Raw genomic sequence first — 18,720 nt, 5'->3', positions numbered from 1 at the left:
AGCTTATGGATAATACCACCATTGCCAGTGTTATCGGCGTTACCATCGTCGCGCTAGGTGTGTTTGGTTTTATGAAAGGGCTGGTCCGCTCGCTTGGCGCTATCTTGGGGGTTGCCGCCGGTGCTTATGCCGGATTTTGGGGATATGTGAATGGCCTGCGTGTCGCCTCCAAGTTTTTCCGTGACCCGCAGCCGTGGATGGCTGTGGTGGTTGCGGTACTTACTGGCTTCACTGCCATCTACATCGTGCGCTTTGTGCTGCGGTTTGTGGCGGATCCATTTAACCAATCCGAGACGGGTAAAAAATGGGGATTTGGCCTGCCAGCTGCCTTGATCAGCCTGTGCACTGGCATCCTCATGGTTTGGTTAGCATTTTCTGGCATCCGCTACTGTGGCGCGCTCAGCGAGCTCGACTACGTGCGCAACAAAGTCACCAGCGACCAGCCAGCCAACGTGCCTGAGCCGTACTTGCTGCAGGCGTGGCAAATGCTTGATGCCACCCGAGCTGGCCAGCTACAGATCACCACAGACCCGTTTAACGACCCCGACAAACGCAAACTTTGCCAGCTGTTGATTGCCTATACTGACCAGCCGCTGAGACAGAAAATCCTCGCCACTGAAGATGGCCGACGCACCTTTGACCAGCTGGCATTCCGCCGATTGGTGATCAATAAAGAGCTGCTAGAAAGTGCCAAAGACGGCACTGTTTTCCATTTCTACACGGCGCCCGCGCTCAAGCCAGCGCTGGAAGACCGCCAATTCCTCGCCACTCTGGAACAAATCAAGATTGAAGAACTGCTCGCGCTCCGCTAAACGAGAGCCAAGAACACGCTAGCCCACTATCTATTTACCATGCCCATCGAAGATTACATCGTCACTATCGGCTTAGAAGTCCACTGCCAGATCAACTCTGAGAGCAAGATGTTCTGCGCTTGCCAGACAGGATTTGGTTTCGACCCAAATACTAATACTTGCCCAGTCTGCCTCGGCCTGCCCGGCGCGCTACCAGTGCTCAACCAACACGCTATCGAGCAAACTATCCTCGCTGGCATGCTACTGGATTGCGAAACTCCGGAGATCTCCAAGTGGGACCGCAAAAACTACTTCTACCCGGACATGCCAAAAAACTACCAGCTGACGCAGTTTGACCAACCGCTGTGCATCGGTGGTGGCGTGCCGCTCTACGATGTGGCCTACCCGAAGGAAGTTCAGAAAAACATCCCTAAGCCAGGTAAAGTGGTCAAGCTGACCCGTATTCACCTCGAGGAAGATGTGGCCAAATCCACTCACCACTCGAAAAATACCACCATCGACTTCAACCGCGCTGGCACTCCGCTGATGGAAATCGTTTCTGATCCAGACATCGATACCGCAGACGAAGCTTACGCCTACCTCAAGTCACTGCAGCAGATCCTCATCTACGGTGAAATCTCTGACGCCGACATGGAAAAAGGCCAAATGCGCTGCGACGTCAACATCTCCCTGCGTCCTCACGGACAGGAAGAACTCGGTGAAAAAGTTGAGCTGAAAAACCTCAACTCCATCTCCGCTGTGCGCCGCTCCATCAACTACGAAATCGAGCGCCAAGCATTCGAGCTGGATCAAGGCATCGCGCAGATCCAGTCCACCCGCCGCTGGAATGATGGCATCGGTGAAACCGAGCTGATGCGTACCAAAGAAGACGCACACGATTACCGCTACTTCCCAGAGCCAGACTTGCTGCCAATCCGCACCGCAACCGCTGTGGAAAAAATGCGCCCGTTTGTGCCTGAGCTGCCGCATGAAAAACGCGACCGATTTGTAGCAGAATACAAGATCAGCGAATACGACGCCGCTGTGATTGCCTCCGAGCGCGCGCTGGCTGATTTCTTTGAATCTGCAGCTAAACCATCCAAGGCACCTAAAAAAGTAGCCAACTGGCTGATCAACAACCTGCTCTCCAAGCTCAACGAAGCTGAGCTGGCCATCGGCGCCTGCCCACTTCCAGCCGCTACACTTACCCAGCTGGTTGACCTCATCGAAGCGGGAACAATTTCCAATAACCAAGGCAAAGAGCTCTTTGAAGTCCTCTGGTCATCACCAGAAAAAGACCCAGCGGCCACCGCCAAGGAAATGGGCTTTGAGCCAGCTGATAATAGCCTGATCGACGGGCTGATCGACGAAGCCATCGCCGCTAACCCAGAAAAAGTAGCTGAAATTCAGGGAGGCAATGATAAACTTCTTAACTGGCTCACCGGCCAAGTGATGAAAGCATCACGCGGAAAAGCCAACCCTAAGCTGGTAACAGACGCCCTCAGAGCAAAACTGATTGGATAATTATTCAATAATTTCAATCTAAGCATTGCCTTAGCAAATCACTTGTTCAAACTGAGCCAGCTCTACCAGCTGTGCTCAGTTTTTTTTTGCACCCACCATCACCCATCATGTTTCGCAAACTCACATACACAATGATTCTATTTACCAGCTGTGCAGCCCTGCAAGCTGGCGTTTTTGGTCCACTCGAATACGGTGATTCGCGTAAGATCGTCGACGAAAAACTAGAAACCAGCCCGCTGGTGGTTTCTACTATTGAAAAAACCATGTTTGGCCGCACTGGCCTCAATGGCGTTTACAAATGCACCTCCAAACTCGCTGGCCTCGACTACAGCTTGTACTTCGACTGGGACGAAGAAGGACTGCTCAAAGAAGTTGTTCTGCGCTCAGAAGGCATCCCAAGCAGCGAATACACTGGCCAGCTGAAACAATCACTAGCTGACGCTGTCAACTTCATCGGCTCCATGCACGGACCACCTACCTATCAAGCCGAATACCCACCTCAGAAGATTGTCACCGAGGGCATGAACCAATTTTCCAGCCTATGGACATTAGAAAACCGCCAGTCATTACTCTGCGGCGTCGGCATGTTTGAGGGGAAATATTGCGTCAGCATCCGCTTCACCTCAGATTTTATCGCGCCACCAAAAAAGAAGTAAGCAGCTAATGACGACTCACTCGCGGGCTCGCTGAGTCGACAAATCGAATTTTCACCATCCGTCATCCATTTCAGCAAATGGATGACGGATTTTTTATTCACAACTTATTAACATCTAACCAAGCCAAAGTGAAATATTAGCGCCATTGTTAAAACATTGTTTAAATCAGCGTTTAAGTTATCAATTTACACAAATTTGCAACACGGAACATATTGAACCACAGCCAGTTATGAAGTTTTATAGTGAATGCTATGACTTCCATTTGCATCCCCTCACACCCCCTCGCAAAATTGTTTACCGCAATCACGCTAGCCACAGCCCCGTGTGCGCAAGCGGTTTTAATCAGCTCAGGCGACGGCTCTGGCAATACCTCAGCTGGAGAAGTAGAGTTTGCTTTTGATAACGTCGGCCAACGCGGCAGTGCTACCGCAGTTTATCTAGGCAACGGTTATGTGCTCACCGCCAACCACGTCGGCACAGGATCTGTGCAGCTGAATGGGCAAACTTACGAAGTCGAAGCTGGCTCCACCAGACGAGTGCAAAACCCAGAAAGTTCGGGGCTCAGCACTTATACTGACCTCAAAGTTTTCCGCCTGACAGAAATCCCAGAGCTGCCAGCATTAACCATCGCCACTGAAGGCGTGGCCACAGGAGATCACGTCATCATGGTAGGCAATGGCTACAACCGCGCCAGCGAACAAACCATGTGGGATGTCAGCACAAAAACTTACCCAAATGTTTGGACGGAAACGACCAAAGCCAACAAAGCTGATGTATTTGGCTACAAAACCGCTAGCGGGAAAACCATTCGCTGGGGGGAAAATATTGTCGAAGGAAATCAAACTATCGGCTTGGGCACTCACGGGCAAATTCTCTCATTCTACACCCAGTTTGATACTGGAGCTGGCTCACTCGAGCACGAAGCTCAGGCAACTAATGGTGACTCCGGCGGCGCGGTATTTAGCTACCTCAACGAAGAATGGCAGCTGGTAGGCATCATGCATGCCGTTAGTGATAAATCTCCATACTCGGGAAATCCCGATGATGAGATCAGCTCAAAGCCATTTGCCTACGACGGCAAGGTCACCTACAGCTCAGACCTATCGCAATACGACCTCACCTTTGGCGGCGAACTCGACTTTTCCCAGCAAGCTGCCGCAGCTGTACAAGGAATCCAACAGCCATCTCCGGTGCCCGAGCCCAATGCCGCCATCCTGCTCAGCAGCCTCGCGCTCATCATCTGGAAACGCCGAAAAATCTAGCTGATGTCATTACCACTTGCGCTGGCTGGTCATCCACGCATGCTGCTGTAGTGAGTCAGCCGCCATACGCACGCCAGTTCAGCCTAGCTATCTATCAATATTTAGCCAGTAGCCAGCTCCTAGCTGGTGAGCTGCCAGAAGCCGCCAGCTGGAATCGTAGCCAGCTAGCTGCAGTTTCGCTAGCCAGCCTGCCTGAGCTCAATTTCCAACAAAAGCTCGGCCACCTGTATGAGGACGCGCTCTATCACCTCATGCAGGCAGCTGGCGTGCAGGTCGTGGCGCGCAACCTGCAAATCCAATCTGATAGACACCATACCATTGGCGAGCTCGACTTCCTCATCGCCGACGGCGAGCAGATGGTTCACCTTGAGCTCGCGTGTAAATTCTATCTAGCGGTGGTAGATCCAGCTGGAAATACCACCTTCCCCGGGCCTAACGCTCGCGACAACTGGCAGATCAAGCTCAACCGCATGCGCGAGCACCAACTCGTACTGAGCAAAAATCCAGCGACACTCAAGACGCTACAGCCTCGCTGGCCAGACGCGTCGCTCACCACCCGTCAGCTGATTTACGGCTACCTGTTTGATCACATCCACAGTAGCCAGCTAGCAGGTGCCGATTTCATTCACTCCAGCTGCCCGCGTGGCAAGTGGCTGTACCAAGATGAATTTCTCCAGCTGGAAAATGCAGGCCATCAAATGTACCAATTGCCCAAACCACTGTGGCCAGTTAATGTCACCGCTGAGTTGCTAGAATTGCTCGAGCCGAGCCAGCCAGCGGCTATCACCTCGCTAGACAGGGCATGCATGATCTACAACCCGCTAGAAAATCAACGCTACTTTGTCATGCCAAATTCGTGGCCAGCTGAGCTAGATCACCAGCCAGCTAGTTAGACTGAATAGGTTGCCAGAGCAGAATCTATCAGCGCACGGCTACTCTCGCGTTCGTCGTGAATCACGATCACACCAGCCTTATCCAACATTTCCACTTCATTGCTAAATTTTGCCCGCCCATAAACAATCACCTCAGGGCTGATAGCACGCAGCAGCGGCAATGATTTCAAGGTCGTTTCTACCGTTGGGAAGGTATAAGCCACCATGCGCGCATCCGCCACCTTTGCCAGCTCCATAGTCTCGTGATGAGTAGCATCGGCAAAAATCGCCGCCTGCCCGCTTTCGTACAATTTCCTAACGGTCTTAGCATTCAGCTCGACGATCAATGTTGGAATATTGTGCTGGCGCAAGCTCTCATTGAGCGCCTGACCAACGGGCCCGTAGCCAATGATGATGGCATGGTCCTGCAGCTCTTTCACGCGGTGAGACGCCGACAGCGCGCCAGCTGGAACGTGACGTTTGCGGCTAGGCCGGCGAGCATTAACAAAGTCAGAAATCGTCGGCGCAAATCGCATCAAGCTAGGCACCAGGCCCATGCTAACCGCTGTGCTGATGAGCAACATTTGCACCAAAAACTCCGGCATTGGCTGCAGCACATTAGCCTCAGTTAGCAGCACCAAGGAGAACTCCCCCGAGCTAGCCAGCGCGCCAGCTGATAGTAATGCTGGCCCCAGCGGCAGCTTGAAACAACGTGCCGCTAACAACAAAATCAATGCTTTGAGATGAATCAAAACAAACACCCCCATAGCAATCGTAAGCCAATGTTCCATCGCTACGCTGACGTCAATCAACAAGCCGATAGAAACAAAAAACAATGTGAGAAATAGATCCTTGAAAGGTAAAATCTCAGATAAAATCCGGTGGCTGTAAATGGACCCGCTAACAATCAGGCCAGCGCAAAATGCTCCCAGCGCTAGGCTCAAGTTCATCGCTGCTCCAGCATAGGCAATCGCTGCACACAGGCCAATCACCGTCAGGGTAAATAACTCGCGGCTGCGGGTAAAGGCGACCTGATCGAGCATCTTGGGAATCACATACACACCTAGCAGCCAAGCCGCCAAGATGAACAAAATTCCCTTGCCTCCAGCTAGCGCCATGGCGCTGAGGATTTGATCACCTGAGCCACCTAACATAGATGGCAATAATAGCATCACCGCAATCACCAAAATATCTTGGAACAAAGCAATGCCTAAGGACATCCTCGCCGCTGGATGGTTTCCCAGCCCCATGTCCTGAAATGATTTCAAACTAACTGCGGTGGAACTCAAACCTAAAGCAATGCCCAGAACCACAGCCTGTGAGGCAGGCATGCCAGCGGCATAGGCAATGCCACCAATCACTAACGAACTCAGCCCCATCTGCACACCACCGCCAATGAAGGCTAGCTTCCACATGTGCTTGAGCTCTTTGAGCGGGAATTCTACCCCGAGCGTAAACATCAACAAAATGATGCCAAATTCCGCCAATACAGTGATCAATCCCGAGCCCTCAGTGCCCACCACCATTTCTAGCAGCCCGCTATTAGCCACCACCACGCCACAGATGAAATAGCCAACTAACAAGCTTTGCTTGAAGCGTACCAATAACAAAGCCACCAACACCGACATTACCAAAACTAACGCTAACAACGCGAAGAATGGTGAAACATCATGTGCACTAGCTGCCAAATGAGAGAATGTAAGCACAGCTACATATCATCACCGCCACGGCAGCAAAGCCAAGCTAATTTGTTAAACAAAAAGACAATCATCCAGCTGGCTATTTTAGCCACTGGAAATCAGCTAACTAAGCATGTCTAGCTAGTTGAATCAGCTGCAGATTAGCGAAACGACATCGCTGGCAAAGCTGCTGGCTTGCATAACAATTTCTTATCGTTTGAGCTACGCGCACATTTTTTGCATACAAAGCGTGGTTCATCCACCAGCTCCGCGAGCAGGTCAAAGCGCTTTTCAATGTCTTTGCGACTCCACTTGCAGAATGTTTTCACTTTGGCTCCCATAATCTCTCAATAAACGAACTTGTTGAGAATGAGATGCAATAGCAAACCCACCTTGTCCAATAAATAATTCCAGCTAGCTGAGGGAAAAATCAGCCAGAAAACCGACCTAAACACTCAGAACCAATACAAAACAAGAGATCTGAGAGCAAAACGTCCATTTCACCAGCCCGCGCTGAGATAGAAATAAATCCAGCTGGGCAGCCATCTTATCGCAGCTCACGGCTGGCTAGCTAAACTTTCTGGCCGACGCTGCGCAGTGGCAGATCTCCCACTTCCACGTGCAGTGGTGTTTCTAAAATATGCATGACTGAGCGGGCGACATCCTCGGCGCGCAACATCTGCATGCTTTCTTTGGTCAGCCTGAGCGCTTCATCGCGACCGGCAAAATACTTATTCAGCAGCGGAGTATCCACAAATCCAGGTGACACCGACGCCACTCGCGTAGGATTTTCAGCCGCGCGCAGCTCCGAACGCAATGACTCAGTGACGGCGCGTACGGCAAACTTCGTCGGCGCATAAAATCCACCTGTCGGCGGCACACGGTGGCCGCTCATACTTGAGATATTGACGATCTGACCGCCAGCTACGGGAAACTTTTTCAGCGCCAGCTGGGAGCAATAAGCCAGACCTCTAACATTAACCTGCCACATCTCTTCCCAGTCGCTAACGTCGCCGTCGATCAAGCTCGATAGATAAGCTACGCCAGCGCTATTGACGAGGATGTCGAGATCTCCCAGCTGGAAAAAGGCCGCGTCAATTTGCTCTAATGAGCTCATATCGCAGTGAATTCCTATCACGCCAGCTGGCAGCTCAGCGAGATTGCGACACAGCCCGTAGACTTTAACCCCCTCTTTGAGCAAATCCACCGCCACTGCCTTGCCGATGCCAGACGACGCCCCCGTCACCACCGCTACTTTTCCAGCTAGATCTATCATGTAGCTAATATCGCGGTTGTGTAGAATTTCTCAATAGTAAATTAAACGCCGCTAAAGATGCGGAAAACACTTTTGGAAATTTTCCCTCACCGGCGCTTCTATTTCTAGCAGCTCACCAGTAGCTGGGTGCGTGATGGTGAGTTTTTTCGCCTGCAGCAACATGCGAGTGCCCGTGCCGAGTAGCTCACCGAGCTGGTTACTTCTATCAATGCCGGCATAGCGATAGTCGCCAATGATAGGCATGCCGTGGTGCAGCAGGTGGCGGCGGATCTGGTGAAACCTTCCTGTATGAGGTATCGCCTCTAGCAGAGTGACTGTGGCCTCATCGATGTCTGGAATTCCAGCTAACGACTCGGCATGGCAGCTGGTGAGCACCCGAAAGCTAGTATGGGCAGATTTCTCCGGCGCATCGTCATCTTTGCGCAGCGGTTGGTGACAACCCCAAGCATCAGCCGACGGCTTGCCGAGCACCGCTGCCCAGTAGACTTTTTCAAATTCATGTTCACGCAGCGCGGCGTGTAATTTTTTGGTCACAGATTTCTCCAGCCCAAATAACAAAACGCCCGAAGTCGGACGATCTAGCCGGTGAATCGGAAATACGTGCTGGCCAATTTGATCGCGCAAAATCTTCATGGCAACCAGATCACCATCTTGTGGCACGTCAGCTGGATGAACCAAATGACCGGCAGGTTTATCCACCGCCACTAGATACTCGTCTTGATATATAATGCACAATTCCTCACTCATGGACGGCCACTGACTATACCAGCTGCACCGCGGTGTCACTGCCGCAATTTGCAGCCAACCGTGCCAGCTAGCGGGAAATCCAGCTAAACTCAGCAAATGTGCGATTATACGGCTGATTGATCCGAGAATGCTAAATCGTTCATCGCCAATCAAGCAATGTGAAATTTCTCCACAAATTCCCCAGACCATGCCAGCTGGCGAAAACAGCCACAGATTTAACTTGTCAAACATCAACATCTAGACTAGGAACCCCCAGCCCAAAACGCTGCCGCTAAACAACGGAAAACGGGCGATCTTATGCGGCGGGTTTTCCAATCAAAAGCGCCTTGCCTGAATCAAGGCAGGACAAAATTAGTACAATGGTCAACGAACTCGTATCACAAATGGTAGACGCTGGCGTTCATTACGGACACCAGACACGTAAATGGAATCCAAAAATGAAGCCTTACCTCCTCAAGGACAAAGGCGGCATTTTCATCATCAACCTTGAAGAGACTGTTAAGTGTCTCGACAAAGCATGTGACTACCTCACAGAAATCACAGGCAAAGGTAAAAAAGTCCTCTTCGTAGGATGTAAGCGTCAAGCACAAGACGCAGTTCGTGAAGCTGCTGAAGCTTCTAACCAGTACTTCGTAAATCATCGCTGGCTTGGTGGTACTCTCACAAACCTTTCCACCATCCGCCGTTCTGTTGAGCGTCTCAAGTACCTCGAAGACATCGAGAAGTCACCTGACTTCAAGAAAATGTCTAAGAAAGAGCTCTCAGCTCTTGGTCGTGAGCGTGATAAGCTTTTCCGCAACCTCTGTGGTGTGCGCGACATGGAAGAGCCTCCAGCCGCTATGGTAATCATCGACTCAGCTCGTGAATCCATCGCAGTAGCTGAAGCCAAGCGCCTCAACATCCCAGTTATCGCACTCGTTGACACCAATGGTGACCCAAGCGCTGTAGCTTACCCTATCCCAGGTAACGACGACGCCTCAAAGTCCGTACGCCTCATCCTGCAAAACTTGGTAAACTCCATTAAGGACGCCAAGAGCATCGAGGAAAAGAAAGAAGAAGAAGAGGCAGTAGCGACTGCTTAATCTAATCTGTAATTCATGCAGCACTCACTCACTGGGTGCTGCTCTTTTTGACCTACACCATAATCAAACGACATGGCTATTACCGCATCTCTCGTAAAACAACTCCGCGACATCACTAACGCGGGCATGATGGACTGTAAGAAAGTTCTTGGCGAAACTAACGGCGACATCGACGCTGCTGTTAAGCTTCTTCGTGAAAAAGGCATCGTTAAAGCTGCTAAGAAAGCTTCTCGTGAAGCTAGCGAAGGAACCATCACTAATACTTCTTCTGACGACAAGCGCAGCGGCACTCTCATCGAGATCAACTGCGAAACTGACTTTGTTGCTAAAAACGACATTTTCCAAGACATCGTTAAGACTCTCAACGCTGCTACTGCTGAAGCAAAAGCTGCTGACCTAGAAGCTGCTCTCGAAGTTAAAGTAGGTGACACTACCGTGTCTAACCTCATCCAAGAGAAAGTTATCGAACTCGGCGAAAACATGCTCGTTCGCAACTACGCACGTTACGAAGTCGCTGAAGGCACACAAGGTGCTATCGCTAGCTACATCCACCTCGGTGGTAAAGTTGGTGTGATCCTTGAGCTCAACTGCGAAAAAGCAGAAACAGCTGCTAACGCTGATTTCCAAGCACTCGCTAACGACATCTGTCTGCAGGTTGCAGCTACTAAGCCAGCTGGCCTCACTAGCGACGACATCGACGCAACTGTCATCGAAGAAGAAAACGAGATCAACCGTAAGCAACTCGAAGAACAAGGCAAGCCTGCTAACATCATCGAGAACATCCTTAAAGGTAAGATCAACAAGTTCTACGCTGAAAACTGCCTGGTTAACCAAGCATTCATCAAGGACGACAAAGTTTCTATCTCACAACTGCTCGACGCCAAAGGCAAAGAGTTCGGTGACACACTCTCAATCGCTCGTTACTCACGTTTCAGCATTGGTGGCTAATTGATCACCTGATCAATCTATTTCGAAAGCCTCGTCAGCTCAGCTGACGAGGCTTTCTTTTTGTAGCTGCGCCGCAGGTTCGGGCTACGCCCTTAAGGTCCGCTGCGCTGCAGGTGCGGGCTGCGCCCTTAAGGTGCGCTGCAAGTTTGGGCTACGTCCTGCAAGTTGCGCTGCGCTGCAGGTTCGGGCTACGCCCTGAAGGTGCGCTTCGCTGCAAGTGCGGGCTACGCCCTGCAAGTTGTGCTCGCAAGCTCGCTAAAGGTGACATGACACCACCTTCAGCGCAAAGCGCACACCTTCCACCTGCAGCACGCAGTGCGAACCTTCCACCTGCAGCACGCAGTGCGTACCTTCCACCTGCAGCGCGGAGCGCGCCCCCTTCCCTGCATAGTTTTCCTTGTAACTACCGGCAAGCCGCTTAGATTGCGCAAAAGCCATGTCTGAAAATTCTCCAGCTATCTACGAAGCCTTCGACCACCAGAAACTCGACCTGCTCATTCACTTGATCAACGAAACCAGCCAGCTGGAAAACGTGCTCATCTTCTGCAGAACCAAAGAATCACTACACGCACTCACCGCCGATCTCAACCACGCCGAGCTCGACGCCGACTCCGTGCACAGCGGGAAAAAACCTGAACTGCGCGACCGCACACTCGCCGCATTCGCAGCTGGCGAAACTCGCATCCTCTGCACCACCGAAGCCGTTGCCCAAAACCTCAACATCGAAGGCGTGCAACACATCGTCTACTACGAGTCGCCTGAGCAGCCAAAATACTTCGTCAAAAATGCAGAAACTCTGGCCCAGCTAGACGGCCAGCTGATCACCATCGTCAGCCAGAGCGATAGCAACTGGAGAAAACAAATGACCAAGGTATTTGGAGCCCAGCTCCCACTCACCCAAGCCGAATCATTCAGCTACGACAAACAGCCAAAAAAACTCATCCACGCGCGTCCACATTCATCAAACCCAAAAGGCACACGCAAAAAACCACTGCAAAACAAAAAACCAAAACTGAGAAAACCTGGTCGTTAGTACCCTGCAAGCTAACAGCACTAATCTCTCACCGCAAATCAGCTGGTTCAACAAAAAGAGGCTCTTCCTAGCTCACCATAAAATTCAATCTCTACTATACCCCATCTGTAAAGATAGGCTGTGCACTCAGCCTCTCAAGAGCACCCAGCTCATTGACTTGTCGCATCAATCATTCTGCCATTATTACTCCTCACCTCGTCGATCTCGCGCCTCCTCTTGATCTCGAGGTGTTCAATGTTTTCAATGATTGATATAATTAGTTTTTTAGAATCTCCTTGTAATTGCCCATGAGCTATTGACCTAGCATTATCTAGCAACAAACTGACATCTAGATTCATTAACTGTTGAACCTCTCTCATAGCGGCGGCCTCTCTATTCTTACGTACAGCTACCTGATGCTCTTTTTCAAGTTGATCCAACAGAGACCTTCTAGCCTCCCCTTTCAAACCCTCCAACGCTCTCAGAGGCCTCGAATATTTCACAAATGGAGAAGGGAACGGTAAATTTGTATACACATCAGGAAGATCTAGCGAAATTTTGTTTCTTAATTTCTGAGCTTCATCTACATAAGCCAAACACTTCAATACGGGGTCATCAACACCTTCTCCAACTGCCTCGATCTGGCTTTTTGTCATTGGCTCGTACCTTAACTCTGAAGCCTTACTTACAAATGATGCGCAAAAAATTATAAAGAACGCTATTCCTATTTTCATTACTCGTTGTTTAATATTAAATCAGTCCCCTCCGTTTCACTAACTACATCAGCTTTGATTAGAGTAAGGTAAGCTCGAAGTGTTGAAACCGTTAATATATCGGTTTGATCCACATAAGCAAACTCTTTATATCACAAGACATATCACAAGACAGGTTTATCAATACCACCTCGTAGCGAAGAAAGACGCTATTGCTAGAGAGCGCGAGCTACAAAAAGAGCAGCAAAAACGCGACTGTCTATTTGGGCCAACAACTATCTTCATCTTCATTCTATTGATGAACTATGCTGCCCATCACAGCCTCGTCTTCGCCATCATCCTTCTTGCTCCTCTAAGCTACTGCTACCTCAGAGCATCGCGAGTTTTATACAATAGCGAGCCAGCTAACACCAAACTAGCTCCCTCCAAGTGGCTAGTTTACGGCTGCATCGCTGAAGCCATCTACCTAATCATCATTATCCTAACTGGAAGCTAATTGATACTGCAGCAAAGTTGCTAGAATTAGCTAACCATCGGCTGCAAGTCAGAGAGGTCACGGCTCGTAAATTCATCTTGGCATTGCGCTAAACGAAAATCTGTATCCAAGCTTGCCCAGAACGAAGCCCTCAGGCCAAAGACATATTCCAAACGGCAGCAAAACTCTAATGACATATTTTTACGCCCATTGAGTATGTTACTAAGCGTTGATGGCTTAACACCTAACATCTCTGCAGCCTTCGTTTGCGTCAAATCCATACCCTCCAACACATCGTGCAGGTGATCTGCGGCTGGAGAAATTTCCCTTTGCTTATTATCCATCTTCTTTGTGTGATTTATTGATTTATGCGCCAGTCAGTATCAATGAGTATCTTTAATAATCACTGCGCTAATTTTTGCTTCTTTTTTATCTAGCCAAGAGAAAACAATTCGCCATCGGTCCGACCTCCTATTAGCATCAATACTGTATGACTCGGAGCCTTGCAGCCGATGATAATGTAGAATTCTATGCAGCGGTAGCATTAGCTCCGCTTCGTTGGCTACCGCATTGAGCACCCGCAAACGAGTATGTGCCTTAGGAAAATCCAAACCTCCCAATTGCGACCTTTCTTTTTTTGTCAATTTCGGACGCTGTGAGAGAAATATCTTCTCCGTCAGCCGGCACTTGAACTCAACGATCATCTAAAAGAAATTTATCCAAAATGGGATAACTGTCAAATTTTATCCCATTCGGAAAACATCCATTTCATCATCAACTAGACCAAACACCAGCTGGACCAGCCCCGCCAGCTAGCCACGCAGTGGCGACCGTCCATCAACCGACCGCGCTACAGACCGTTAGAACCGAATTTATCAATCACACGCGCAGCCTAACCCACTGGGCCGAAGGTCCATAAGAACAAAGCCCAGGGCTTCAGCCCTAGGATAAACGCAAAAAGAAATCAGCCTGCTGAAAGTAGGCCAAAAGCGTAATGATCAGAGTCAGCTCCAGCCAGCCACGGATTGGCGACCATGCACAAAAACACAAACAAGCACGACTACAGCCCAATCTGAGCTAATAGCTAGGCGTCTAGCCCGAAATCGCCTTCTATCGATTAGTTTGTCTGTCTTATAAAACGTGGAAGGAATCAACCCGACCCAAGCAGTTAGCCACAAGAGAGTTACAGAGGAGCCGATCCCCTAAACCTAGATTCTTTTCTTTTTTTTGGGGGAGGTAGAGTTAGCGAGTATTTTATGTAATTAGTTCTCTGCTTGCCAATCTATTTGCCACGCGAATGGATCTTTATCATATTTGAGAAATCCTGATTCAGTGGATTTTAGCTGTGCAATTATTTCATCTAGATGGCTTGTAGCATCTGAAATAATGGCAGGGACTTTTTCCATTTCCATATCAAGAATTTTCACTTCGTTTTTAATGAGGAGCTTCGTCTTAGTTAGAGTGCCACTTTCATTTCTTTTTGAAATGAGGAGATATTCTTTGCCGTCAGATTTCGCAAATAATAAACCATCGAGTGATTGCCACAATGCTTCTTCATTATCTTTATTGATTTCTCTAAGGCGCTCAGCGAAGTTTCTCAATGCTTCTACTTGGCCAGGCCAGTCCTCTATAATTTGATTAGTCCTCTGCTCACTATAGTTAACAAAAAATGACTGATCAAAACTTTCATTTAGTTTCGATCCTGGAGAAGAAAATTGAATAGCCTGAACCCATTGTGGATATTCTTTACTGTCATAAGATGCTCCAAATCCTGAGATGCTACTAATTTTTAATGGTGGACTGAACTCTAGATATTTGCACTCAATGGTTTTGTTTTCTATTTTACATTCTTCGTACTCAAATTTGGAGGGGTTCCAAAAATAGATGTTAGCTATAATGATAGCTGTTATCAAAATTAACGAGAATATTATTTTTTTCATAGTTTCTTAATTATTGAAGTCAGCTAACATAAGGGTTGCTCTATGGTGAAAGTCTTAACTCCCTTATAGGTAACATCTTTTCTCGAGAACTTAAAAAGCCCGAGAGGTCCAAGGTCTATCTCCTTATCCATGTTAGTATAATTATTCCGACGTTTAGTCATTCGGCGGAGCATTGAAGCTATCGTCACCCGCTACAAATGTCCCCCTGACGCGCATAAAACTGACATCGAAGGGAATAACAGATGGATACTGATTGATGCCAAATTTCACCACGTCACCGCCATCACGAACAACTGTAGCAGAGCATGCAAAATAAGGAATGGCTGACGCCTGAGCCTTCTTCGCGCCAACAGGAGATGGATGACCAGGTGCACAGTAGCGCAGCTTCAGGCTGATTTCCATCTTAGCTGCAGCCTCCACTTTATAGCTTAGCTGACCTAACATTCCTTCCATAAACTCTTCTCCTAAGGTGACTGTAGCTCGATAAGTCAATTTGCTAGATACCTTTTTGGGCTGCAGCGGTATACAGCGCACCTTTTTCATCTCAGTCCAAGCTAAGAACTTTCTGCCATCATGCTCAATCTCTTGAAAACTAGAGCGCATCTGCAAGCGAGGGTTCATTTCCTCCATCGCCTGTAAAATATCCTCAGCTGGCTTTTTATCCGTAATGACTTTTGGCCCACTCAATGAAACCTTGAGCTGCTTGATACTCTCGGCGCATGCTGCGTCAACAAAGCTCTCGATTTCAACATCAGTGAACGATGACTTACCTGTCTTTTTTAACTCCGCCACCCTCTGCTCTATCAATTTTCTGACACGCAGCTTCACCGCTTCCTCATCAGTGTTAAAATGTGACGAGAATTTATTCATCTCAAGCATTAAGGCGTCCTCTGTCATTAAGTCATCCTCTGTCACATTGATGGGTACCGCCACAGTCACTGTCTTTTCAGATGATTTTGCCGAATCATCTAGCTCATTCATTTGGCTCGCAGCATCAGCAACATCAAATAGAACAAAACAACAAACGATTAACACAGCTCTTAAGATGCTCATATAGAGATGATTTAAAGCATAGCCAGTCCACGCTGACAATAACCAAGTCCGCTAGATTAGATGTACTGTAGATCACCTGTCCTCGCTAGAAATGCTCAAAAAAATAGCGGGCCAGCTGGCCCGCTATCCTAAAAGTAAGTTAGTCAAGTCGACTACATGCGCTCAGGCACTTGGATGCCTAGCAACCCAAGTCCTTTCACCAATACTTGGCTGGTGAGCTCACAGAGAACAAGACGTGTCATCTGCACATCACCTTCTGATTTGAGCACTGGGCATGCCTCGAAGAATGAATGGAATGCCTTGGCTAGCTCGAGCAGGTAGTTAGCTAGCAAGTTCGGGCGGAAATCATCTAGCAAGATTGGTACGGTTTCACCAAACTTCAGCAGCGTGCGCGCGAGGTGGATTTCAGCTGGCTCACTAACGGACACAGCCGCTGGATCTAGCTGATGGCCATCTTCCAGCTTGCGGAAGATAGAGCGCACACGAACGTAGCTGTACTGGAGGTAAGGAGCGGTATCGCCTTGCAGGGCTAACATCTTATCCCAGCTGAATACATAATCAGTCATGCGGTGCTGTGAGAGCTCGGCAAATTTCACCGCGCCAAGCCCAACGATTCTAGCGACTTCTTCCTTCTCCTCACCTTCGAGGTCTGGATTTTTAGCTTCGATAGCAGCACGTGCACGCACGATTGCCTCGTCGAGCACATCTACCAGCTGGACGTTGTCCCCAGAGCGAGTTTTCATCAGCTTACGATCTTCGCCAAGGATAGAACCAAAGGCGATGTGCTGCATGTTAGGATTCTGACCACGCATTCTGGTGGCTTCAAAAATTTGCTGGAAATGCAACTGCTGAGGAGCTCCAACAACGTACCAGATTTGGTCTGCATTCCATTCTTCTACGCGGAAGTCGATGGTTGCTAGATCGGTCGTTGAGTAGAGGAATCCACCGTCAGCCTTACGAATAATCGTTGGCTGCTCAGCGAGCTTGCTATCAGCATCAAAGAATACGCAAATGGCGCCGTCGCTCTCGCGAGCTGTGCCGCTAGCAATCATGTCTTCTACCAGCGGCGCGAGTCTATCATTGTAGAAACTCTCACCGTACCAGAAGTCAAAGCTCACATCGAGTCTATCATAGATGCCTTGCAGCCCCTGCTTGGAGAGTTCTACACAGCGCTGCCAGATCTTGAGGTTTTCCTCATCACCAGCTTGCAGTTTCACCAGCTCTTCTTTGCAGGTGTCGCGCACGCTTTCATCTTCGCCGCACTTGGCATTGACCGAGCGGTAAACACGCAGCAGCTCAGCCACTGGGTCGGCCTGCAGATCATCTTCATTGAGCACTGTTTTCCAGCCATGAATGATCATGCCAAACTGCGTGCCCCAGTCACCAATATGGTTATCGGTGATCACTTTGTATCCGAGGAAACGAGCGATGCGCATCAGCGAATCACCAATGATGGTTGAGCGGATGTGGCCAACGTGCATTGGCTTGGCCACGTTAGGCGCTGAGAAATCAAGCACCACAGTCTGCTTTTCCTCAATCTCAGGTACCCCGAGACGATCGTCAGAAAGCAATCCAGCTACGCGCTCACTCCATGTTTGCGGAGTGATCTTGAAGTTAATGAATCCAGGACCTGCAATGTCAGCCTCAGCTAGGCCATCCAGCTCGAGCGCATCAACCACTTTGGTCGCCAGCTCACGTGGGTTGGTTCGTACGCGCTTAGCCAATACCATGGCGGTATTGCTCTGATAGTCGCCAAAGCGTAAATCCGCCGCTGGTGAAATTTGCACTGTCATTCCCTCGGGTAACTCTACCCCCACACGTTCCAAAGCACCCGCTAGGCGCTTTTCGAGTTCACATATCAACATAGTCGTCTGGATGAAAAATAATCAAAAGCGGCCAAATCATTGGCCGTCAGCTGGCTGTCGGACGTCGACAAGCCAGCACGAAAAAATTTTAGCACTCGCTGTGGATGCGAGATGGACGTGAAGCAAAGATCTCAAGGATCGCTTCAACGTCTTCGGCATCAGCCAGCTGCTGGCGCACTTCGCAGTTATTAAACATCTTGGCAATTGCCGCCAATGTCTGCAGGTGCATGTTGTAATCTTTGCGTGGAACCACAAAGAGCACGATGAAATTCACAGGCGCATTGTCTAATGACTCAAAATCAATGCCTGATTTAGAGCGACCGAACACAGCGGTCACCTTATCAACGTTGTCAGAAAAGGCATGTGGAATGGCAACGCCGTAGCCGATACCCGTGCTGATCTGGTCTTCACGATCTTTTAGTGACTGGAGCACTTCCTCGCGGATCTCCACATCAATTAAATCGTTGCTGATCAGGTGGTCGACGAGCTCAACGATGGAATCCATGTGATCTTCACTTCTGAGATCTAGGATCACCTGAGCAGGTGTAAGTAAACTTGCTAATTTCATGAGGCTGGAGGGGTCAATATCCTGTTTGTCACAATTTGCAAGCCTTCCCTCGTTCCATCCTAAGCTGATGGAGCGACAGAAATCATTAAATTATGCACGTGCAGGTACCAACATGTATGACGTGCATAAAATTAGTCAACCACATTTATAAGGCATAAAATGACCTAGTTCATTGAAAAACAGTATGATAAATTGAATGAAATCAAAATTTCAAATCTTCATTTGAAATTTTCATTTGCATATATTTGAAGCTAGCG

General features: G+C 49.0%; 20 protein-coding genes. 9 read left to right on the top strand and 11 right to left on the bottom strand.

The window, feature by feature from the left end; translation table 11 throughout:
- Nucleotides 1-5 precede the first annotated feature (5 nt).
- From JIN82_RS11595 to JIN82_RS11575, 5 genes are all read left to right on the top strand, one after another.
- A complete protein-coding gene (locus JIN82_RS11595; protein ID WP_200311815.1) occupies nt 6-812 on the top strand; it encodes a CvpA family protein in 807 nt (268 codons plus the stop codon).
- Between the two features lie 39 nt (nt 813-851).
- Nucleotides 852-2,315: an Asp-tRNA(Asn)/Glu-tRNA(Gln) amidotransferase subunit GatB gene (gene gatB / locus JIN82_RS11590; protein ID WP_200311814.1), complete on the top strand. Its 1,464-nt coding sequence runs from the start codon at nt 852-854 to the stop codon at nt 2,313-2,315.
- A gap of 131 nt (nt 2,316-2,446) precedes the next feature.
- Nucleotides 2,447-2,971 (top strand): hypothetical protein, encoded by a 525-nt coding sequence (locus JIN82_RS11585; RefSeq protein WP_234041956.1) that lies wholly within the window; start codon nt 2,447-2,449, stop codon nt 2,969-2,971.
- Nucleotides 2,972-3,222: 251 nt separating this feature from the next.
- On the top strand, nt 3,223-4,233 hold the full coding sequence (locus tag JIN82_RS11580) for a trypsin-like peptidase domain-containing protein (RefSeq protein ID WP_234041955.1): 1,011 nt from the start codon (nt 3,223-3,225) through the stop codon (nt 4,231-4,233).
- A gap of 50 nt (nt 4,234-4,283) precedes the next feature.
- Nucleotides 4,284-5,126: a DUF1853 family protein gene (locus JIN82_RS11575; RefSeq protein ID WP_200311811.1), complete on the top strand. Its 843-nt coding sequence runs from the start codon at nt 4,284-4,286 to the stop codon at nt 5,124-5,126.
- Here JIN82_RS11575 and JIN82_RS11570 read toward each other — a convergent pair.
- The 4 genes from JIN82_RS11570 to JIN82_RS11555 form a co-directional block, all read right to left on the bottom strand.
- The gene (locus JIN82_RS11570) at nt 5,123-6,811 is read right to left on the bottom strand and encodes a cation:proton antiporter (RefSeq protein WP_200311810.1); all 1,689 of its coding nucleotides are present in this window, start codon (nt 6,809-6,811) and stop codon (nt 5,123-5,125) included. The genes JIN82_RS11575 and JIN82_RS11570 overlap by 4 nt on opposite strands.
- 134 nt (nt 6,812-6,945) lie before the next feature.
- A complete protein-coding gene (locus tag JIN82_RS11565; protein WP_234041954.1) occupies nt 6,946-7,113 on the bottom strand; it encodes a hypothetical protein in 168 nt (55 codons plus the stop codon).
- Nucleotides 7,114-7,355: 242 nt separating this feature from the next.
- Nucleotides 7,356-8,060, bottom strand: coding sequence for an SDR family oxidoreductase (locus tag JIN82_RS11560; protein WP_200311808.1), 705 nt, complete (start codon nt 8,058-8,060; stop codon nt 7,356-7,358).
- A gap of 51 nt (nt 8,061-8,111) precedes the next feature.
- Entirely contained in the window at nt 8,112-8,807 is a 696-nt protein-coding gene (locus JIN82_RS11555; RefSeq protein WP_200311807.1) for a pseudouridine synthase, read from the bottom strand.
- A gap of 359 nt (nt 8,808-9,166) precedes the next feature.
- On the opposite strand from JIN82_RS11555, the gene rpsB reads away from it, so the two are divergent.
- Together rpsB and tsf are read left to right on the top strand one after the other, a co-directional pair.
- Complete coding sequence (gene rpsB / locus JIN82_RS11550; protein ID WP_200311806.1) at nt 9,167-9,889, top strand: 30S ribosomal protein S2; 723 nt, start codon at nt 9,167-9,169, stop codon at nt 9,887-9,889.
- 72 nt (nt 9,890-9,961) lie between these two features.
- Nucleotides 9,962-10,837, top strand: coding sequence for a translation elongation factor Ts (gene tsf, locus JIN82_RS11545; RefSeq protein WP_200311805.1), 876 nt, complete (start codon nt 9,962-9,964; stop codon nt 10,835-10,837).
- Between the two features lie 255 nt (nt 10,838-11,092).
- Here the strand turns inward: tsf and JIN82_RS11540 are convergent, their stop codons facing one another.
- Nucleotides 11,093-11,275: a hypothetical protein gene (locus tag JIN82_RS11540; RefSeq protein WP_200311804.1), complete on the bottom strand. Its 183-nt coding sequence runs from the start codon at nt 11,273-11,275 to the stop codon at nt 11,093-11,095.
- Between JIN82_RS11540 and JIN82_RS11535 the strand changes: the two genes are divergently transcribed.
- Nucleotides 11,274-11,870 (top strand): helicase-related protein, encoded by a 597-nt coding sequence (locus tag JIN82_RS11535; RefSeq protein ID WP_200311803.1) that lies wholly within the window; start codon nt 11,274-11,276, stop codon nt 11,868-11,870. The two genes, JIN82_RS11540 and JIN82_RS11535, sit on opposite strands and share 2 nt — an antisense overlap.
- A 149-nt stretch (nt 11,871-12,019) precedes the next feature.
- On the opposite strand, the gene JIN82_RS11530 is transcribed toward JIN82_RS11535, so the two are convergent.
- A complete protein-coding gene (locus JIN82_RS11530) occupies nt 12,020-12,583 on the bottom strand; it encodes a hypothetical protein (RefSeq protein ID WP_200311802.1) in 564 nt (187 codons plus the stop codon).
- A gap of 82 nt (nt 12,584-12,665) precedes the next feature.
- Here JIN82_RS11530 and JIN82_RS11525 point away from each other — a divergent pair, with 82 nt between their 5' ends.
- Nucleotides 12,666-13,058, top strand: coding sequence for a hypothetical protein (locus tag JIN82_RS11525; RefSeq protein WP_200311801.1), 393 nt, complete (start codon nt 12,666-12,668; stop codon nt 13,056-13,058).
- A 26-nt stretch (nt 13,059-13,084) separates the two neighbouring features.
- Here JIN82_RS11525 and JIN82_RS11520 read toward each other — a convergent pair whose 3' ends face one another.
- The 5 genes from JIN82_RS11520 to JIN82_RS11500 all read right to left on the bottom strand — a co-directional run bounded on the left by JIN82_RS11520 (nt 13,085) and on the right by JIN82_RS11500 (nt 18,463).
- Nucleotides 13,085-13,381, bottom strand: coding sequence for a HigA family addiction module antitoxin (locus tag JIN82_RS11520; RefSeq protein WP_200311800.1), 297 nt, complete (start codon nt 13,379-13,381; stop codon nt 13,085-13,087).
- A gap of 918 nt (nt 13,382-14,299) precedes the next feature.
- Nucleotides 14,300-14,977: a hypothetical protein gene (locus JIN82_RS11515; protein ID WP_200311799.1), complete on the bottom strand. Its 678-nt coding sequence runs from the start codon at nt 14,975-14,977 to the stop codon at nt 14,300-14,302.
- Between the two features lie 153 nt (nt 14,978-15,130).
- Entirely contained in the window at nt 15,131-16,030 is a 900-nt protein-coding gene (locus JIN82_RS11510; protein ID WP_200311798.1) for a hypothetical protein, read from the bottom strand.
- A 152-nt stretch (nt 16,031-16,182) separates the two neighbouring features.
- Nucleotides 16,183-17,895: an arginine--tRNA ligase gene (gene argS / locus JIN82_RS11505; protein ID WP_200311797.1), complete on the bottom strand. Its 1,713-nt coding sequence runs from the start codon at nt 17,893-17,895 to the stop codon at nt 16,183-16,185.
- 88 nt (nt 17,896-17,983) lie between these two features.
- Complete coding sequence (locus JIN82_RS11500) at nt 17,984-18,463, bottom strand: PTS sugar transporter subunit IIA (protein ID WP_200311796.1); 480 nt, start codon at nt 18,461-18,463, stop codon at nt 17,984-17,986.
- Nucleotides 18,464-18,720 lie beyond the last annotated feature (257 nt).

The organism is Persicirhabdus sediminis, from assembly GCF_016595495.1.
In the GTDB taxonomy this organism is placed as follows: Bacteria; Verrucomicrobiota; Verrucomicrobiia; order Verrucomicrobiales; family Akkermansiaceae; genus Persicirhabdus; species Persicirhabdus sediminis.
This window is presented reverse-complemented; position numbering and strand designations above follow the sequence as displayed.

Excerpts from the sequence above, each read along its gene's own strand:
- gatB (WP_200311814.1), top strand. The coding sequence starts at position 852 with ATGCCCATCGAAGATTACATCGTCACTATCGGCTTAGAAGTCCACTGC.
- JIN82_RS11535 (WP_200311803.1), top strand. The coding sequence starts at position 11,274 with ATGTCTGAAAATTCTCCAGCTATCTACGAAGCCTTCGACCACCAGAAA.
- argS (WP_200311797.1), bottom strand. The coding sequence starts at position 17,895 with ATGTTGATATGTGAACTCGAAAAGCGCCTAGCGGGTGCTTTGGAACGT.
- JIN82_RS11520 (WP_200311800.1), bottom strand. The coding sequence starts at position 13,381 with ATGGATAATAAGCAAAGGGAAATTTCTCCAGCCGCAGATCACCTGCAC.
- JIN82_RS11500 (WP_200311796.1), bottom strand. The coding sequence starts at position 18,463 with ATGAAATTAGCAAGTTTACTTACACCTGCTCAGGTGATCCTAGATCTC.
- JIN82_RS11530 (WP_200311802.1), bottom strand. The coding sequence starts at position 12,583 with ATGAAAATAGGAATAGCGTTCTTTATAATTTTTTGCGCATCATTTGTA.
- JIN82_RS11515 (WP_200311799.1), bottom strand. The coding sequence starts at position 14,977 with ATGAAAAAAATAATATTCTCGTTAATTTTGATAACAGCTATCATTATA.
- JIN82_RS11510 (WP_200311798.1), bottom strand. The coding sequence starts at position 16,030 with ATGAGCATCTTAAGAGCTGTGTTAATCGTTTGTTGTTTTGTTCTATTT.
- JIN82_RS11540 (WP_200311804.1), bottom strand. The coding sequence starts at position 11,275 with ATGGCTTTTGCGCAATCTAAGCGGCTTGCCGGTAGTTACAAGGAAAAC.
- JIN82_RS11560 (WP_200311808.1), bottom strand. The coding sequence starts at position 8,060 with ATGATAGATCTAGCTGGAAAAGTAGCGGTGGTGACGGGGGCGTCGTCT.
- JIN82_RS11595 (WP_200311815.1), top strand. The coding sequence starts at position 6 with ATGGATAATACCACCATTGCCAGTGTTATCGGCGTTACCATCGTCGCG.
- JIN82_RS11555 (WP_200311807.1), bottom strand. The coding sequence starts at position 8,807 with ATGAGTGAGGAATTGTGCATTATATATCAAGACGAGTATCTAGTGGCG.
- tsf (WP_200311805.1), top strand. The coding sequence starts at position 9,962 with ATGGCTATTACCGCATCTCTCGTAAAACAACTCCGCGACATCACTAAC.
- JIN82_RS11580 (WP_234041955.1), top strand. The coding sequence starts at position 3,223 with ATGACTTCCATTTGCATCCCCTCACACCCCCTCGCAAAATTGTTTACC.
- rpsB (WP_200311806.1), top strand. The coding sequence starts at position 9,167 with ATGGTCAACGAACTCGTATCACAAATGGTAGACGCTGGCGTTCATTAC.
- JIN82_RS11585 (WP_234041956.1), top strand. The coding sequence starts at position 2,447 with ATGATTCTATTTACCAGCTGTGCAGCCCTGCAAGCTGGCGTTTTTGGT.